General features: G+C 66.6%; 14 protein-coding genes. 10 read left to right on the top strand and 4 right to left on the bottom strand.

Going from position 1 to position 18,001, the window contains the following annotated elements:
• The first annotated feature begins 203 nt into the window (after positions 1-203).
• Positions 204-2,606: a TonB-dependent siderophore receptor gene (locus tag DM373_RS00560; protein WP_110991688.1), complete on the top strand. Its 2,403-nt coding sequence runs from the start codon at positions 204-206 to the stop codon at positions 2,604-2,606.
• An 84-nt stretch (positions 2,607-2,690) separates the two neighbouring features.
• On the opposite strand, the gene DM373_RS00555 is transcribed toward DM373_RS00560, so the two are convergent.
• Positions 2,691-3,569 (bottom strand): helix-turn-helix domain-containing protein, encoded by an 879-nt coding sequence (locus DM373_RS00555; protein WP_110991687.1) that lies wholly within the window; start codon positions 3,567-3,569, stop codon positions 2,691-2,693.
• 217 nt (positions 3,570-3,786) lie between these two features.
• Between DM373_RS00555 and DM373_RS00550 the strand changes: the two genes are divergently transcribed.
• Positions 3,787-4,689, top strand: coding sequence for a DMT family transporter (locus tag DM373_RS00550; protein ID WP_110991789.1), 903 nt, complete (start codon positions 3,787-3,789; stop codon positions 4,687-4,689).
• A gap of 102 nt (positions 4,690-4,791) precedes the next feature.
• Here the strand turns inward: DM373_RS00550 and DM373_RS00545 are convergent, their stop codons facing one another.
• On the bottom strand, positions 4,792-5,766 hold the full coding sequence (locus tag DM373_RS00545; protein WP_110991686.1) for a 2-hydroxyacid dehydrogenase: 975 nt from the start codon (positions 5,764-5,766) through the stop codon (positions 4,792-4,794).
• A gap of 183 nt (positions 5,767-5,949) precedes the next feature.
• The gene (locus tag DM373_RS00540) at positions 5,950-6,897 is read right to left on the bottom strand and encodes a LysR family transcriptional regulator (protein ID WP_110991685.1); all 948 of its coding nucleotides are present in this window, start codon (positions 6,895-6,897) and stop codon (positions 5,950-5,952) included.
• Between the two features lie 180 nt (positions 6,898-7,077).
• Here DM373_RS00540 and DM373_RS00535 point away from each other — a divergent pair, with 180 nt between their 5' ends.
• From DM373_RS00535 to DM373_RS00520, 4 genes are read left to right on the top strand one after another with little or no spacing between them, the layout of a single operon-like run.
• Positions 7,078-8,616: an efflux transporter outer membrane subunit gene (locus tag DM373_RS00535; protein WP_110991684.1), complete on the top strand. Its 1,539-nt coding sequence runs from the start codon at positions 7,078-7,080 to the stop codon at positions 8,614-8,616.
• Positions 8,613-10,790 (top strand): FUSC family protein, encoded by a 2,178-nt coding sequence (locus DM373_RS00530; protein WP_110991683.1) that lies wholly within the window; start codon positions 8,613-8,615, stop codon positions 10,788-10,790. The genes DM373_RS00535 and DM373_RS00530 overlap by 4 nt, the downstream gene beginning before the upstream one ends.
• Positions 10,780-10,980 carry a DUF1656 domain-containing protein gene (locus tag DM373_RS00525; RefSeq protein WP_008097766.1) on the top strand — a complete coding sequence of 67 codons (201 nt, stop codon included), beginning with the start codon at positions 10,780-10,782 and terminating at the stop codon, positions 10,978-10,980. The genes DM373_RS00530 and DM373_RS00525 overlap by 11 nt, the downstream gene beginning before the upstream one ends.
• A 10-nt stretch (positions 10,981-10,990) precedes the next feature.
• Positions 10,991-11,851, top strand: coding sequence for an efflux RND transporter periplasmic adaptor subunit (locus tag DM373_RS00520; RefSeq protein ID WP_110991682.1), 861 nt, complete (start codon positions 10,991-10,993; stop codon positions 11,849-11,851).
• 146 nt (positions 11,852-11,997) lie between these two features.
• Here DM373_RS00520 and DM373_RS00515 read toward each other — a convergent pair whose 3' ends face one another.
• The gene (locus DM373_RS00515) at positions 11,998-12,453 is read right to left on the bottom strand and encodes a universal stress protein (RefSeq protein WP_110991681.1); all 456 of its coding nucleotides are present in this window, start codon (positions 12,451-12,453) and stop codon (positions 11,998-12,000) included.
• Between the two features lie 223 nt (positions 12,454-12,676).
• Here DM373_RS00515 and DM373_RS00510 point away from each other — a divergent pair, with 223 nt between their 5' ends.
• From DM373_RS00510 to DM373_RS00495, 4 genes are all read left to right on the top strand, one after another.
• The gene (locus DM373_RS00510; protein ID WP_110991680.1) at positions 12,677-13,582 is read left to right on the top strand and encodes a LysR family transcriptional regulator; all 906 of its coding nucleotides are present in this window, start codon (positions 12,677-12,679) and stop codon (positions 13,580-13,582) included.
• A gap of 226 nt (positions 13,583-13,808) precedes the next feature.
• A complete protein-coding gene (locus DM373_RS00505; RefSeq protein ID WP_110991679.1) occupies positions 13,809-15,350 on the top strand; it encodes an MFS transporter in 1,542 nt (513 codons plus the stop codon).
• 27 nt (positions 15,351-15,377) lie between these two features.
• On the top strand, positions 15,378-16,439 hold the full coding sequence (locus DM373_RS00500) for an HlyD family secretion protein (RefSeq protein ID WP_110991678.1): 1,062 nt from the start codon (positions 15,378-15,380) through the stop codon (positions 16,437-16,439).
• A 146-nt stretch (positions 16,440-16,585) separates the two neighbouring features.
• Positions 16,586-17,983, top strand: a complete 1,398-nt coding sequence (locus DM373_RS00495; RefSeq protein ID WP_110991677.1) for an efflux transporter outer membrane subunit — start codon at positions 16,586-16,588, stop codon at positions 17,981-17,983.
• The last annotated feature ends 18 nt before the right edge of the window (positions 17,984-18,001 follow it).

The raw sequence follows: 18,001 nt of genomic DNA, 5'->3' as shown, positions 1-18,001 counted from the left end.
AGTCGCATCGGCGCACCGCCGCTCCCACGCTACCCGATGTGCAACCTGGGCGACTGGCGTGGGAGCGGGCTTGCCCCGCGATAGGGTTATTGAAACGAAGAAATTTTTCATCAAGACGATGAGGTACTGCTCGACGACATCCGTGTAGTGAGTGGAAGTGCGATTCATTCGCAAAAGATCATCCCTCTCACAGGTCAGCGTCCATGAAGTTCACCCCGCGTTGCGTTCCGCTCTGGTTCGGCCTCAGCACCTTGTCGGTGCTGGCCATGGCCCCTCTGGCGATGGCCGAGCAGCAGAGCCAGGCCTATGCCTTCGCCCAGCCGAGCCAGCCGCTGGCCCAGGCGCTCAACGCCTTCAGCCGCACCACCGGGCAGAGCGTGGTCTACACCCTGGCGCTGCCCGATCTGCAGGCGCCGGCCTTGCACGGCACGTTCAGCGCCGAGCAGGCCCTGCAGCAGTTGCTGGGCAGCTCCGGCCTGGCCTGGCGCCGCCTCGATGGCCGCACGCTGACCCTCGAACAGGCCGACACCACAGGGGCCGTGAACCTTCAAGCCACCACCGTTACATCCCAGGCCGACGACTACAGCTACCAGCCCCCGGCCAGCGCCTCGATCATGCGCGGCCAGGGCCCGACCCAGGACATCCCCCAGGCGATCAACGTGGTGCCCGCGCAAGTGATCCGCGATCAGGCGCCGCGCAACCTCGACGATGCGCTGTACAACGTCAGCGGCATCACCCAGGGCAACAACTTCGGCGGCACCGCCGACACCGTGATGAAGCGCGGCTTCGGCGACAACCGCGACGGCTCGATCATGCGCGACGGCATGCCCATCGTGCAGGGCCGCGCCCTCAATGCCAGCACCGAGCGGGTCGAGGTGCTCAAGGGCCCCGCTTCGCTGCTGTACGGCATCCAGGACCCGGGCGGGGTGATCAACGTGGTCAGCAAGCGCCCGCAGCTTGCGCAGTACAACGCCGTGACCCTGCGCGGCTCCAGCTACGGCAGCGGCAAGAACGGCAGCGGCGGCGGCCTGGACAGCACCGGCGCGCTGGGCGACAGCAACTTCGCCTATCGACTGATCGTCGACCATGAAGACGAAGACTACTGGCGCAACTTCGGCGTGCACCGCGAGTCGCTGGTGGCGCCGTCGTTCGCCTGGCTGGGCGAGGACACCCAGGTGGTGCTGGCCTACGAGCACCGAGAGTTCAGCTACCCGTTCGACCGCGGCACCGCCTTCGGCAGTGACGGGCATCCGCTGAACATTCCTGCCAGCCGCCGTCTCGACGAGCCGTTCAACGACATGGAAGGCCGCTCCGACCTGTATCGGCTGGAGGTCGATCACGCGTTGAACGACGCCTGGAAAGCCCACTTCGGCTACAGCTTCAACCGCGAGACCTACGATGCCAGCCAGGTCCGTGTGACCGGGGTGAACGAGGCAAAAGGCACGCTGACCCGCAGCATCGACGGCACCCAGGGCGCCATGAGCCGCGACCAGTTCGCCACCTTCAGCCTTAACGGCAACATCGAGCTGGCGGGCCAGCGCCACGACCTGCTGGTCGGTGTCGATCACGAAGACCGCAAGATCTACCGCGCCGACCTGATCCGCCAGAACAGCCGTTCGACCTTCAGCTACCTCAACCCGGTCTATGGCCGCGAAGTGGAGGGCACCACCGTGCGCGCCAGCGACAGCGACCAGACCGACGAGCTGCGCAGCGACTCGCTGTTCCTGCAGGATGCCTGGCACCTGGACGATCACTGGATCCTGGTGGCCGGCGGGCGCTTCCAGCAGTTCGACCAGTACGCCGGCCGTGGCCGACCGTTCAACGTCAACACCGACAACAGCGGTCAGACCTGGGTGCCCCATGCGGGCCTGGTGTACAAGCTCGACGAGCAGTTGTCGTTCTATGGCAGCTACAGCGAGTCGTTCAAACCCAACTCGACCATCGCGCCGCTGAGCATCGGCGGTGGCCAGACCCTCACCCTCGACTCAGGCATCGAGCCGGAGCAAGGCAAGTCGTGGGAACTGGGCGCCAAGCTGGACATCCCGGGCCGGGTGACCGGCACCCTGGCGCTGTTCGATATCAACAAGCGCAATGTGCTGGTGGCCGACGGCGACACTCAGCCCGGTACGATCATCTACAGCAACGCCGGTGAGGTGCGTTCACGCGGCGTCGAACTGGACCTGACCGGCCAGCTCAGCGAGCGCTGGAGCCTGATCGGCGCCTACGCCTTCACCGATGCCGAAGTGACCAAGGACCCGGACCTCAAGGGCAATCGCTTGCAGAACGTCGCTCGCCACAGTGGTTCGTTGTCGGCGGTGTATGACTACGGCAGCTTGTTCGGCGGCGACCGCCTGCGTGTGGGGGCGGGCGCCCGCTATGTGGGGGAACGCGCCGGCAATGCGACCAACGACTTCGACCTGCCGGCATACACCGTGGCCGATGCCTTTGCCAGCTACGAGACCAAGCTCGACGAGCACAAGGTGCTACTGCAACTGAACGTGAAAAACCTGTTCGACAAGGTGTACTACACCTCGGCGGTGAACCGTTACTTCGTCGCGGTGGGGGATGCGCGGCAGGTGAGCCTGTCGAGTACGTTCGAGTTCTAGGTTGGCAGTACGGGCCTCATCGCGGGGCAAGCCCGCTCCCACGATGCGTGTGTGGGAGCGGGCGTGCCCCGCGATGAGGCCTGCTCAGGCAGCCACGAAGGCCGCCCGATACTCCCCCGGCGTCGCCCCCAACGCCTGCCTGAACCGGTTGCTGAAATGGCTGGCACTGGCGAACCCGCACAGCAATGCCACCTGCCCCAGCGGCAGTTGCCCCAGGCGCAACAGCTCGCAGGCCCGGTGCAGGCGTCGGGCCAGCAGGTACTGATGCGGCGGCAAACCGAAGCTCGCCCGGAACATCCGCGCAAAGTGGTATTCGGACAGGTTGCAGCGCAGCGCCAACTCACCCAGCGTCAGCGGCTGGTCGAGGTTGGCCTCGATGTACTCGACCAACTGCCGACGCTGGTGCGGCGCCAACCCGCCCTTGAGTTTCAGCCCCTGGCGCAGCCCCGCCTGGTGCAGCACGGCGTGGTCGATGATGGCGTGCCCCAGGCTGCTGGCCAGCAGACGTTCGCCGGGCTCGGCCCAGTCCAGCTGGATCAGTTGGCGAAAGCGCGCGGCCTGCACAGGGTCCTCAAGGAAGGTCGCCTCGCGCAGTTGCATCTCCCGTGGCTCACGGTCGAGCAGGCGGGTGCAGCCCAGGGCGAACTGCGCCTCGCTGATGTACAGGTGGGCCAGGCGGATCGAGCCGTTGACCACCCAGTTCGACTCGTGGCCGGCGGGCATGATGCACAGCTTGCCAGGCGAACCCTTGTCCGACGGGCGCTGGCGGCGGAAGGTGCCGGTGCCGTCGGCGATGTAGCAGGACAGGGTGTGGTGGCTCGGGGCCTGGTAGTCGCGGGCATCGTCACGGTTGCTCCACAACGCCGCCGCCAGCCCGTCGCCCAGGTGCGCGCTCAGCTCCAGGCGGGCGTGGGGGGAGGCGTGCATGGCGTTGAAGACTTGCAGGTGATCGAGTGCGGGCATGGGCGGGTCCTCTGGTGGCCATCGTACTGCGATGGCGAGGGGCTGGCAGCTACCTGATGAGCAAAAGCGCAAGTTTGTGCAAGCGGGGCAGGGGCGAAGGCCGGACACTGGTTTCCTGTGATGTCCATCGCGGGGCAAGCCCGCTCCCACGTCGGTTTGCGAATTGGCGTGGGAGCGGGCTTGCCCCGCGATGGGCCTGATGCCCTGGGAGTTCACCATGAACCTGTCGCTCTACCTGCTCACCGTCCTGATCTGGGGCACCACCTGGATCGCCCTGAAACTGCAGCTGGGCGTGGTCGCCATCCCGGTGTCGATCGTCTACCGTTTCGCCCTGGCCGGGTTGATCCTGTTCGCCATCCTGCTGCTTACCCGACGCCTGCAACCGATGGGCAGGCGCGGCCATCTGGTGTGCCTGGCCCAGGGTTTGTGCCTGTTCTGCGTCAACTTCATGTGCTTCCTCACCGCCAGCCAGTGGATCGCCAGCGGCCTGATCGCCGTGGTGTTTTCCACCGCCACCCTGTGGAATGCCCTCAATGCGCGGATCTTCTTCGGCCAGAAGGTTGCCGCCAACGTGCTCGGCGGCGGGGCCATGGGCTTGCTCGGCCTGGGGCTGCTGTTCTGGCCGGAGCTTTCGCACCACGCCGCCAGCCGCGAAACCCTCTACGGCCTGGGCCTGGCGCTGCTCGGCACCTTGTGTTTCTCGGCCGGCAACATGCTCTCCAGCGTGCAGCAGCGGGCCGGGCTCAAGCCCATGACCACCAATGCCTGGGGCATGCTCTACGGCGCGTCGATGCTGGCGGTGTACTGCCTGGTCAGCGGCATCCCGTTCGAGATGGAATGGAACACGCGCTATATCGGTTCGCTGCTGTACCTGGTGATCCCGGGCTCGGTGATCGGCTTCACCGCCTACCTCACCCTGGTCGGGCGCATGGGGCCGGAGCGCGCGGCCTACTGCACGGTACTGTTCCCGCTGGTGGCGCTGAATGTGTCGGCGTTCGCCGAAGGCTACCAATGGACGCCGCCGGCGCTGCTGGGGCTGGTGGTGGTGATGGCGGGGAATGTGCTGGTGTTTCGCAAGCCGAAAGTGAAGCCGGTCGAAGGCGTACTGGCAGTGAAATGAGGGTTGGCCCTATCGCTGGCAAGCCAGCTCCCACAGCGATCACTGAGACCTTGTGGGAGCCGGCTTGCCGGCGATAGGGCCAGCCCGGTCAGTGAGCGACTATCAGCCTTTCCACACCTGCGGATTCACCAGATCCCGCGGCCGCTCACCCAGCAGCGCCGCACGCAGGTTGTCGATCGCCCGGTTGGCCATGGCTTCGCGGGTTTCGGCGGTGGCCGAGCCGACGTGGGGCAGAGTCAGGGCGTTGGGCAGCTTGAACAGCGGCGAGTCGGCCAGCGGTTCCTTCTCGTACACATCCAGCCCTGCGCCACGGATGGTGCCAGCCTGCAGCGCCTCGACCAGCGCCGCCTCATCCACCACCGGCCCGCGCGCGATGTTGATCAGGAACGCGCTGGGCTTCATCAGCTTCAATTCCCGTGCGCCGATCAATTTGCGGGTGGCCTCGGACAGCGGCACCACGATACAGACGAAGTCGGCCTCGGCCAGCAGCTCATCCAGGCTACGCAACTGTGCGCCGAGCTCCTGTTCCAGCGCCGCCTTGCGGCTGTTGCCGGCGTACAGCACCTGCATGTTGAAACCGAAGCGGCCACGGCGGGCGATGGCCGCGCCGATGTTGCCCATGCCGACGATCCCCAGGGTCTTGCCGTGCACGTCTGTGCCGAAGTGCGCCGGGCCCACGGTGGCCTGCCACTGGCCGGCCTTGGTCCAGGCATCGAGCTCGGCGGTACGGCGGGCGCAGCCCATGACCAGGGCGAAGCCCAGGTCGGCGGTGCTTTCGGTGAGCACGTCGGGGGTGTTGGTCAGGGCGATGCCGCGCTCGTTGAAGTAGGCCAGGTCGTAGTTGTCGTAGCCGACCGAGACGCTCGATACCACCTCAAGCTTGCCCGCGCCTTCGAGCTGCGCGCGGCCGAGCTTGCGGCCCACGCCGATCAGGCCGTGGGCCTCGGGCAGGGCTTCGTTGAACTGCGCGGCGATGTCGCCCAGTTTCGGGTTGGGCAGGATCACGTTGAAGTCTTGCTGCAGGCGTTCGGCCATGGCGGGGGTGATGCGGCTGAAGGCCAGGACGGTCTTTTTCATCGGGCTTCTCTGCAAGGCGGGTGGGGCCTCATCGCGGGGCAAGCCCGCTCCCACGTTGCTGAGCTTGGGCTGCCCCGTTTTTGCAGGGGGCAGTCCAACTCGTGGGAGCGGGCTTGCCCCGCGAATGGCGGTGTCATTGCTTAGCAACCTACCATTGTCCCCACCCGCAATGCAGCAGCTTTTTCAGTTGGCGATCAGCACCTGGTGGGTCTTCAGGTCCGCCTCATGGGCCGCCAGGATTTCCGGCAACGAGTTGCGCAGGTACTCGACCCAGGTCTTGATCTTGGCATCCAGGTACTGGCGCGACGGGTAGATCGCGTACAGGTTGAGCTCCTGCAGGCGGTAGTCGGGCATGATCCGCACGATGCTGCCGTTACGCAGGGCATCGATGGCCGAATAGATCGGCAGCACGCCAACCCCCATGCTGCTGCGGATCGCGGTCTTCATCGCATCGGCCGAGTTCACCTGGAACGGCGAGGTGGTGATGTTGACCAGCTCCTGGCCTTCGGGGCCGTCGAACAGCCACTTCTCCAACGGGATCACCGGGCTGACCATGCGCAGGCACGAATGCTTGAGCAGGTCGGCCGGCTTGTGCGCGGTGCCGTGGCGCGCCACGTATTCGGGCGAGGCGCAGACGATGCTGTAGGTGATGCCCAGGCGCTGCGAGACGAAGCCCGAGTCCGGCAGCTCGCTGGCCAGCACGATGGACACGTCGTAGCCCTCGTCGAGCAAGTCGGGCACACGGTTGGCCATGGTCAGGTCGAAGGTCACGTCCGGGTGCGACTCGCGGTAGCGGGCGATGGCATCGACCACGAAATGCTGGCCCACGCCGGTCATCGAATGCACCTTCAGTTGCCCGGCAGGTCGGGCGTGGGCATCGCTGGCTTCGGCCTCGGCCTCCTCGACGTAACTGAGGATCTGTTCGCAGCGCATCAGGTAGCGCTTGCCTGCTTCGGTCAGCGCGATGCGCCGGGTGGTGCGGTTGAGCAGGCGGGTTTGCAGATGGGCTTCCAGGTTGGAGACCGCGCGCGAGACGTTCGCGGTGGTCGTATCCAGTTGCACGGCGGCGGCAGTGAAACTGCCGAGCTGGGCCACACAACTGAAAGCACGCATGTTTTGCAGGGTGTCCATGGGTCACTCTCGGGTTAGAGGACAAAATTGTGACATGAAGTAACGTGAATGCACGTTCGACCAAAGCCGGATTATCGCTGTTTTGGTAACAAAGATTCGCAGGAATATGCGCTTATCGCCAATCAAAGCCACCCCTAGAATGGCCCAGCCCCTCCACCTCTTCCTCGGGAAATCGCAGCTGTGCCGCGTCGCCACATCGGAGCGCTCCGAGCGCTCAGTGCCTGTGCCCTTAGCTTGTCCTTGAGCGGCTGTATCGGAACCTGGGGCATTGCCCCGCAAAGCAAGACAATCCACGCCAACCAACTGACCACCGACGCCGCCATTCGCGAGGCGGCGCGTGATGCCCATTGGCCGGCCCAACAGTGGTGGCGCGCCTATGGCGACCCGCAGTTGAACGCCTGGGTAGCGCTGGCCCTGCAGGGCAGCCCGAGCATGGCCATGGCCGCCGCGCGGGTGCGTGAAGCCAAGGCCATGGCCGGTGTGGTCGAGTCGGCCGAGCGGTTCCAGGCCAACGGCCAGGCCTCGCTCAAGCGCCACAACTGGCCCGAGGATCAGTTCTACGGCCCCGGCGCGTTGTCTGGCGCCAACACCTGGGACAACAACGCCGCCATCGGCTTCAGCTACGCGCTGGACCTGTGGGGCCGCGAACGCAATGCCAGCGAGCAGGCCGTGGACCAGGCCCACATGAGCGTCGCCGAGGCGCGCCAGGCCCAGCTTGAGCTGGAAAACAACGTGGTGCGCAGCTACATCCAGCTCAGCCTGCAGTTTGCCCGGCGCGATATCGTCCAGGCCGAGCTGGCCCAGCAGGAGCAGATCGTCGCCCTGGCCAAGCGCCGCCTCGACGGTGGCATCGGCACCCATTTCGAGGTCAGCCAGGCCGAAGCGCCGCTGCCCGAGACCCACCGCCAGATCGACAGCCTCAACGAAGAAATCGCCCTGACCCGCAATCAGCTGGCGGCCCTGGCCGGCAAGGGCCCGGGGGAGGGCGGCAAACTGCAGCGCCCAAGCCTGACCCTCGGCGCGCCGCTCAAGCTGCCGTCGAACCTGCCCGCCGAACTGGTCGGCCAGCGCCCCGACGTGGTCGCAAGCCGCTGGCAGGTCGCCGCCCAGGCGCGCGGCATCGATGTGGCCCATGCCGGCTTCTTCCCCAATGTCGACCTGGTGGGCAGCCTCGGCTTCATGGCCACCGGCGGCGGCCCGCTGGAATTCCTCACCGGGCGCAAGTTCAACTACAACGTCGGGCCGGCGATCACCTTGCCGATCTTCGACGGTGGCCGCCTGCGTTCGCAGCTGGGCGTGGCCTCGGCCGGCTATGACGTGGCCGTGGCGCGCTACAACCAGACGGTGATCGGCGCGCTGAAGAATATCTCCGACCAGCTGATCCGCCGCGAATCGATGCAGGAGCAGGCGCACTTCGCCGCCGAATCCGTGGCCGCCGCGCAGAAGACCTACGACATCGCCACCGTGGCCTTCCAGCGCGGCCTCACCGACTACCTCAACGTGCTCAACGCCCAGACCCTGCTGTTCCGCCAGCAACAGGTACAACAGCAAGTGCAGGCCGCGCGCCTGATCGCCCATGCCGAACTGGTCACCGCCCTGGGCGGCGGCCTGGAGGCCGGCAAGGACGTGCCGGATGAACAGCGCCAGGCCGCGCCGAAAACCCCGGCCGCCCTGACGCTGATCGACAACGTTCTCGACCACGCGGATCACGCCCAATGAGCGCCTCGAGCTTGCCCCTGCGCTGGCTGCAGAGCCTGGAATGGCGCCGGGGCTTCTTCGCCTGGGCGCGCACTGACGGCGTCACCTGGGTGTACATCTTCAAAGTCCTGGCCGCTGCCTTCATCACCCTGTGGCTGGCCATGCGCCTGGAGCTGCCGCAGCCGCGCACGGCGATGATCACCGTGTTCATCGTCATGCAGCCGCAAAGCGGCCATGTGTTCGCCAAGAGCTTCTACCGGGTGCTCGGCACCCTGGCCGGCTCGGCGATGATGGTTGCGCTGATCGCGATCTTCCCGCAGAACACCGAGCTGTTCCTGCCCAGCCTGGCCCTGTGGGTGGGCCTGTGCTCGGCCGGTGCCATGCGCTACCGCACCTTCCGCGCCTACGGTTTCGTGCTGGCCGGCTACACCGCCGCGATGATCGGCCTGCCGGTGCTGGAGCACCCCGACCAGGCGTTCATGGCCGCAGTGTGGCGGGTGCTGGAAATTGCCCTGGGGATCCTGGTGTCGACCTTCGTCAGCGCCGCGATCCTGCCGCAGTCGGCCAGCGCCGCCATGCGCAACGCCCTGTACCAGCGCTTCGGCACCTTCGCCGGGGTGGTGGTCGAAGCGCTGCGCGGCGACAGCCAGCGCGACCGCTACGAGACCAGCAACGTACGCTTCGTCGCCGAGGCGGTGGGGCTTGAGAGCCTGCGCAACGTCACCGCCTTCGAAGACCCGCACATGCGCCGCCGCTCTGGCCGGCTGGTGCGCATGAACAGCGAGTTCATGGCCATCACCACCCGCTTCAACGCCCTGCACCGGCTGCTGGAGCGCTTGCGCGCCCGTGGCCCGCTGCAGATCGTCGGCGCCATCGAGCCGGGCCTTGAGACGCTGGCCGAGCTGTTGCAACCCTATGTGGGGCGTGCGCTGACCGATGCCGATGCGCTGCGCCTGGCGCTCGAACTGGGCACTTACAAGGAAGGTTTGCAAGCCCAGGTCCGTGGGCTGCGGGCGGACTACCTGGAAACCAACCCCAGCGAGTCCGACCTGCTCGATTTCCACACCGCCTTCGAGCTGCTCTACCGCTTCGTCGACGAGATGTACAGCTACGCCGAGACCCACGCCTCGCTGGCCGCCCATACCCACGAGCGCGAGCAATGGGACGAGCCTTACGTGGCCCAGACCAGCTGGCTGGTGTCGGCGGCCGCTGGCGTGCGCGCCTCGGCGGTGCTGTTGCTGCTGGGCAGCTACTGGCTGCTCAGCGACTGGCCCAGCGGCGCCATGATGACCCTGATCGCCACCGTCACCGTGGGCCTGTCGGCGGCCTCGCCGAACCCCAAGCGCATGTCGTTCCAGATGGCCTGCGGCACGGCGATCGGCGCCTTCGTCGGCTTCTTCGAAACCTTCTTCGTATTCCCCTGGATCGACGGCTTCCCCTTGCTGTGCATGGTGCTGGCGCCGGTGTTCGTGCTCGGTGCGTTCCTTGCCTCACGCCCGGCCTACGCCGGTTATGGCCTGGGCTTGCTGGTGTTCTTCGCCATCGGCTCGGTGCCCAACAACCTCACCATCTACAACCCCTACACCTTCATCAACGACTACATCGGCATGGTCATCGGCATGTTCGTCTGCGCCGCGGCCGGGGCGATCATCCTGCCGCCCAACAGCCGCTGGCTGTGGAGCCGCCTGGAGCAGGAGCTGCGCGAGCAGGTGCTGTTCGCCATCAGCGGGCGCCTGCGCGGCCTGGGCTCGGCCTTCGAAAGCCGCACCCGCGACCTGCTGCACCAGGCCTATGGCCTGGCCGCCGGCAAGCCCCAGGTGCAAAGCCAACTGATGGGCTGGATGTTCACGGTGCTGGAGATCGGCCACGCCGTCATCGAACTGCGCAAGGAGCAGGCCCGCGCGCCGGTGCACCCGGCCTATGCCGAGTCGCAGCCCTGGCGCCAGGCCATCCGTGTCATGGGCCGGGCCTTGGCGCGGCTGTTCCTGCAACCCAGCGCCAGCAATCACGAGCGCGCCCTGGTGGCGGTTGACCATGCCATCAGCCGGGTGCAGGCCACCGACGAACCCTTCGCCCGGCACTTCGACACCTCGGTACTGCGCCGGGCGCAGAGCTACCTGCACTTCATCCGAACCTCCCTGCTCGACCCACAATCGCCGTTGGCTCCGGCGAAAGGATTGCACGATGCCCCGTGAGATCGCCTTCCATGGCGTGTACATGCCCACCATGACCTTGATGTTCCTGTTCGCCCTGGGCCTGGCCTGGGGGCTCGACCGGTTCATTGCCAGCCATGATGGCTACCGCTTCTTCTGGCACCCGGCGCTGCTGCGCCTTTCCCTGTTCGTCTGCCTGTTCGGCGCCCTGGCGCTGTCGCTCTACTGGTGAGAAACCTTCGATGAAAAAGTTCTTCAGCCTGATCGCCACCCTGCTGGTGCTGACCGCTGCCGTGGTGATCGGTCGCCAGTTGTGGCTGCACTACATGACCACGCCCTGGACCCGCGACGGCCGGGTGCGCGCCGACATCATCAACGTCGCCGCCGACGCGCCGGGCTATGTGGTGGACGTACCGGTCAAGGACAACCAGCGGGTGAAGAAGGGCGATGTGCTGATCCGCATCGACCCCGAGCACTACCAGCTGGCGGTGGACCAGGCCAAGGCGCTGGTCGCTTCGCGCAAGGCCACCTGGGAAATGCGCAAGGTCAACGCCAAGCGCCGTGCCGACATGGACAATCTGGTGATCTCCAAGGAAAACCGCGACGACGCCAGCAACATCGCCAACTCGGCGCTGGCCGACTACCAGCAGGCCCAGGCCCAGCTGGCGGCGGCCGAGCTGAACCTCGAACGTACGCAGATCGTCGCCACCGTCGACGGCTACGTGACCAACCTGAACATCCACAAGGGCGACTACGCCCGCACCGGCGAGGCGGTGATGGCGGTTGTGGATGAAAACTCGTTCTGGGTGTACGGCTTCTTCGAGGAGACCAAGTTGCCCCATGTGAAGGTGGGCGATGTGGCCGAGTTGCAGATGATGAGCGGCGAGCGCCTGCGCGGGCATGTGGAGAGCATTGCCCGGGGTATCTACGACCGCGACAACCCGCAGAGCCGCGAGCTGATCGCCGATGTGAACCCCACGTTCAACTGGGTGAGGCTGGCGCAGCGGGTACCGGTGCGGATTCATATCGATGAGGTGCCAGAGGGGTACCTGCTGGCGGCGGGGACTACGTGCACTGTGGTGGTCAAGCCGAGCGAGGATTGATCCGAGGACGCCATCGCGGGGCAAGCCCGCTCCCACGAGATGGACTGTCCCCAGGAAAACAGGGCAGTTCAAGCTCAACACCGTGGGAGCGGGCTTGCCCCGCGATGGCGTCGGCGAAACCACTACAGATCCGGGCTAATCCACGTTCACGCCCCTGTCGCTACACCTACCAGCACCGGCACCTGTACCCGGTCGATCACCTTGGCGCTGATCGACGGATCCAGCAATCGCCCAAGCCGCGACAGATGCCGGTGCCCCATGATGATCAGCTCGCATTCCAACTCCCGAGCCTTGGCGACGATGGCGTCTTCCGGCTGGCCGGCCAGCATGCACCCCAGGCTGTCGAAGCCGGCTTCGCGCAGGGTCTTCACGGCGTTGCTCACGGCATGTTCAGCCAACTGCTGCTCGTCGCAAGCGGCGGGGTACTCCTCCAGCTCTTGCTCGGTGTAGGCCGTGCGCTGCTCGTGCACGGCGAAGGTCGCGTCGATGGCCAGCAGCACGTGCAGGGTGTGGTCGCCTGGGCGGCAGTAGCGCCGGGCGAGGTCGAGCAGGGCGTGGCTGGCGGGGGAGGCGTCGATGGCGATCAGCACTGGGTGGGGCATGGGAATTCCTTGTTGGCAGTGGCGGCCCTGTCGCGGGGCAAGCCCGCTCCCACGCCATCTATAGATTGCTCGTGGGAGCGGGCTTGCCCCGCGATTGGGCCGGTACAGGCTGACGCATCGACCGGCCGGGATAAATGGCCCCCCACGCACGGTGCCATTGCGCCTGACGCAATCCAGCAACCTGATACCATCGTGTTTCCCACAGCTGTCACGGAAAACGGCCATGCAACTCCCGGACATGAACCTGCTCGTCGCCCTCGACGCCCTGCTCGACGAAGGCAGCGTGGTCGGTGCCGCCCAGCGCATGAACCTGAGCCCGGCGGCGATGAGCCGCACGCTGGGACGCATCCGCGAGGCCATGGGCGATCCGATCCTGGTGCGCGCCGGCCGCGGGCTGGTGCCGACGCCCCGGGCGCAGGCCCTGCGCGACCAGGTTCGGGCGCTGGTGGAGCAGGCCGGGTTGGTGTTTCGCAGTGGCGACGAAGTCGACCTGGCGAACCTCGACCGCGCCTTCAACATCCGCACCAACGACCTGTTCATCGCCCTGTACGGCGCGCGCCTGCTGCACATGATGCTCGAACAGGCGCCGAACACCGTGCTGCGCTTCGTCCCCGAGCACCAGGGCGATGACGACCTGGTGCTGCGCCACGGGCAGATCGACCTGGTGGTCAGTTCGAGCATCGACATGGGGCCGGAGATCAAGGTACAGAGCCTGTTCGACACCTGGTTCGTCGGGCTGGCGCGGGCCGACCACCCGATCTTCGACGCCGAGATCACCCCGGAGCGTTTTGCCCGATACCCGCAGATCAGCGTGTCGCGACGCGGGCGAGCCAACGGCCCGATCGATGTGGAGCTGGGCGCCCATGGCGTGCAGCGCAGGGTCGCGCTGATCACGCCGAGCTTTCATTCGGCGATGTTCTCGTTGCCGGAGTCGGACCTGATCCTGCCGATGCCGGCGAACATCCTTGGCAGCGTGACCAAGTTCGGCCTGCCGTTGCGTTCGTTCGATATCCCGGTGCCGCTGGAAAAGGTGCGGGTGATGCAGGCCTGGCATCCGCGATTCGACAACGACCCGGCGCATCGCTGGTTGCGCCGGACCATGCGCGCCTGCTGCGCGGGCGAACCGTGAACCGAGTCGCTTGCTTCGCGGGTAAACCCGCTCCCACAGCTACAGCGCAGGCTTAAAATCTTGCGCAATCCTGTGGGAGCGGGTTTACCCGCGAAGCAGGCGCCGCCGATCTCAAAGCTGGATTGCGTCTGACGCAACATAAACCTGCCAACAAGTCAGTTTTCGTCAGCATTCGACCTTCTTAGACTTCCCCCAGCCCTGAATTTGTTGCTGGAGATGTCATTCCATGAGTTCCCTGACCGCGCCCTCCGCCGCGCTGGCCGCCGCCCCAGCGCCGGCTGCCCCTGTGCAGGCGGCGTTCGGCCTGCGGGTGGTGGTGGGGCTGTTCGGCGTGTTGCTGGCGGTGTTGTGCGCCGGGCTCAACGAGGCAGTGACCAAGATTTCCCTGAGCGACATCCGTGGCGCCATGGGCATCGGTGCCGACGAAGGCGCCTGGTTGCTGGCGGTGTACAGCGCCGCCTCGGTGTCGGCCATGGCCTTCGCCCCGTGGCTGGCCACCACCTTTTCGCTGCGCCGCTTCACCATATCCGCCGTTGGCCTGTTCGCCGTGCTTGGCTTGATCCAGCCCTTCGCGCCTAACCTGCACAGCCTGATGTTGCTGCGCGTTGTGCAAGGCTTCGCCTCCGGTGCCCTGCCACCGATGCTGATGAGCGTGGCGCTGCGCTTCCTGCCGCCGGGCATCAAGGTCTACGGCCTGGCCTGTTACGCCCTGACCGCCACCTTCGGGCCCAACCTGGGCACACCCCTGGCGGGCCTGTGGACCGAATACGTCGGTTGGCAGTGGGCGTTCTGGCAGATCATCCTGCCCTCCTTGCTGGCCATCGCCTGCGTGGGTTGGGGCCTGCCCCAGGACCCGCTGCGCCTGGAGCGCTTCCAGCAGTTCGACTGGCGCGGCGTGCTGCTCGGCCTGCCGGCGATCAGCAGCATCGTCCTTGGCCTGTCGCTGGGCGATCGCTGGGGCTGGTTCGACTCGCCGCTGATCTGCTGGCTGCTTGGTGGTGGCCTGCTGCTGCTGGTGCTGTTCATGTACAACGAATGGTCCGAGCCGCTGCCGTTCTTCCAGCTGCGCATGCTGTCGCGGCGCAACCTGAGCTTTGCCCTGGTGACACTGGCCGGGGTGCTGATCGTGCTTTCGGGCGTGGGCAGCATTCCGTCTGCATACCTGGCGCAGATCCAGGGCTACCGCCCGGCGCAGACCAGCCCGCTGATGCTGCTGGTGGCCATGCCGCAACTGCTTGCCCTGCCGTTGACGGCGGCGCTGTGCAACATCCGCGCGGTGGACTGCCGCTGGGTGCTGGCGCTCGGATTGGCCATGCTGGCGGCGTCGTGCGTGGGCAGCAGCCTGCTCACCTCGCAGTGGATCCGCGGCGACTTCTACCCCTTCTACCTGCTGCAGGTGTTCGGCCAGCCGATGGCGGTGCTGCCGCTGCTGATGCTCTCGACCAACGGCATGACCCCGCAGGAAGGCCCGTTCGCCTCCAGCTGGTTCAACACGGTCAAGGGCCTGTCGGCGGTAATCGCCGGTGGCCTGCTCGATGCCTTGGGCACCGTGCGCCGGCATTTTCATTCCAACCACCTGGTCGACCGCCTGGGCAATGCCCCACTGATCGACGACAGCACCGCCGGCCTGGCCAAGCGCATTCATGACCAGGCGCTGGTGCTGACCTCGGCCGACCTTTACCTGGTGATGGCGGGCTTCGCCGTCGCCCTGATCTGCCTGATCCCCTTCGTGCCTACCCGCATCTATCCACCGCGTGCGGTGGCCTGAGCCTGTGGATGAATTCGAGACATTGAAATGACCAACAACCGTAAAACCCTGTTCATCGGCGCGGTGCTGGCCGTGGCCGTGCTGGCTGGCATCGTCGGGCCGTGGATGCTCGGCAGCGATCATCGCCAGAGCACCAACGATGCCTATATCACCGCCGACTACACCGTGGTGGCGCCCAAGGTGGCGGGCTTCATCAAGGAGGTGCTGGTGGAAGACAACCAGCAGGTCACGGCTGGCCAGCTACTGGCGACCATCGATGCCCGTGACTACCAGGCCGCGCTGGATGCCGCGCAAGCGCAGTTGCTGGTAGCCCAGGCGCAAAGTGCCGATGCGCGCGCCACCCTGGAGCGCCAGGCGGCGCTGATTGCCCAGGCCGAGGCGGCTGTCAAAGCGGCCCAGGCCGAAGCGGCGTTCGCCGACCATGAGGTCAACCGCTATAGCCGCCTGGCCGAGCAGGGCGCCGGTACCGTGCAGAACGCCCAGCAGGCGCGCAGCGGCGTCGACCAGGCCCGTGCCCGCCTGGCCAATGCCCAGGCCGCACTGGTGGCGGCGCGCAAGCAGGTGGACATTCTCACCGCTCAGGTGGCCAGCGCCGATGGCCAGCTCAAACGTGCCGAAGCGGGGCTGGAGAAAGCGCAGCTGGACCTGTCCTACACCCGCATCACCGCGCCGGTGGACGGCATGGTCGGCGAGCGCGCCTTGCGCGTGGGTGCCTACGTGAATCCGGGGGCGCGGCTGCTGTCGGTGGTACCGCTGGAGCGCGCCTACATCGTCGGCAACTTCCAGGAAACCCAGCTGACCCACGTGCAGCCGGGTCAGCCGGTGAGCATCAGCGTCGATACCTTCTCGGGCGAAAAGCTGTACGGCCATGTCGAAAGCATCGCCCCGGCCACCGGGGTGACCTTCGCCGCGGTAAAACCCGACAACGCCACCGGCAACTTCACCAAGGTGGTGCAGCGCATTCCGGTGAAGATCGTCTTCGATGACGGCCAGCCGCTGCTTGCACGCCTGCGGGTGGGCATGTCGGTGGAAGCGACCATCGACACTCGGGGGGACCGGCTCGACGGCAAAGAGGTGACTGCGCGATGAGTGGGCAGGTTGATTTTTTCGCGGCCGATGGGGCTGCTGCGCAGCCCTTTCGCGGCGCAAGGCCGCTCCTACAGGGGATCGCGGTCGCTTGTAGGAGCGGCCTTGGGTCGCGAAAGGGGCGCGCAGCGACCCCCGTCCTGTTGGCCATGTTGCTGGCCGGCTGCACCCTCGGGCCGGACTTCCAGCGCCCCGCCAGCGAGGCGCCGAAGGGGTGGGCGGCACTGCAATCCGAGGCGGCGGCCAGCCAGCCGGTCGCCGAACCGCTGGAACTGCGCTGGTGGGACAGCTTCCATGACCCGCGCCTGAGTGCCCTGATCCAGAAGGTCGCCGAGCGCAACCTCGACCTGCAGATGGCCAGCGCACGCCTGCTGCAAAGCCGCGCCCTGCGCAGCACCGTGGCCGCCGACGAAATGCCATCGGTGGACGTGAACGCCGGCTACAGCCGTGCGCGCAACAGCGCCGAAGGTTTGAGCGATCCGTCGGGCAAGGCGGGCAAATCGGCCTTCAACCTCTGGCAGGGCGACCTGGTCGCCGGCTGGGAACTGGACCTGTGGGGCCGTGTGCGGCGCCAGGTCGAGGCGGCCGATGCCAGCGTCGAAGTGGCTGAGAACGACCGCCGTGGGGTATTGCTGGCCTTGCTGTCGGAAACCGCCGGCAACTACATCCAGCTGCGCGCCGTGCAGCACACCCTGGACGTCACCCAGGACAACCTCAAGGTTGCCCGCCACAGCCTGAAACTGTCCGAAGACCGCCAGGCCGAGGGCGTTGCCACGCGCCTGGATGTGGCCCAGGCCAGCGCCCAGGTGGCGTCGATCGAAGCCCGGCTGCCGACCCTGGAGGCACGACGCGACGACCTGATCAACGCCCTCAGCCTGCTCGCCGCCGAACCGCCGCGCAGCTTGCAGGCCGAGTTGCTGCAGGGCGGCGAACTGCCCGCGCCGCAGCAGAAGTTTGCCATTGGCTTGCCGTCGGAGCTGGCCGAGCGCCGCCCGGACATCCGCCAGGCCGAAGCCCGCCTGCATGCGGCCACCGCCAGCATCGGCGTGGCCAAGGCCGACTTCTACCCGAGCATTCGCCTGTCGGGCAGTGTCGGCTTCCAGGCCATGCAGCTGTCCGATTTCGGCGCCTGGGATTCACGACGCTTTGCCTTCGGGCCGCAACTGTCGCTGCCGATTTTCGAGGGTGGGCGGCTCAAGGGCACGCTGGCGCTGCGCGAAGCCCAGCAACAGGAAGCGGCGCTGAACTACCGCAAGGTGGTGCTTGGCGCCTGGCATGAGATCGACGACGTGCTGCGCCTGTACAACGCCAGCCAGCTGCGCCGCGACCACCTGGCCGAGGCGGTGCGGCAGAACCGCATCGCCCTGGAGACTGCGCAGCGCCAGTACGTGGAAGGGGCGGTGGACTTTCTCAATGTGCTGACCGTGCAGGGTGCGCTGCTGGCCAGCGAAGAGCAGTGGATCGACAGCTCGGCGGCGGTGTCGCAGGCGTTGGTGGGGTTGTACAAGGCCTTGGGTGGCGGCTGGCAGGCGTTCGACCAGGTCTGAAAAGTATCGCGGGGCAAG

Origin of the sequence: Pseudomonas sichuanensis (genome assembly GCF_003231305.1) — a bacterium.
Classification (GTDB): domain Bacteria; phylum Pseudomonadota; class Gammaproteobacteria; order Pseudomonadales; family Pseudomonadaceae; genus Aquipseudomonas; species Aquipseudomonas sichuanensis.
This window is presented reverse-complemented; position numbering and strand designations above follow the sequence as displayed.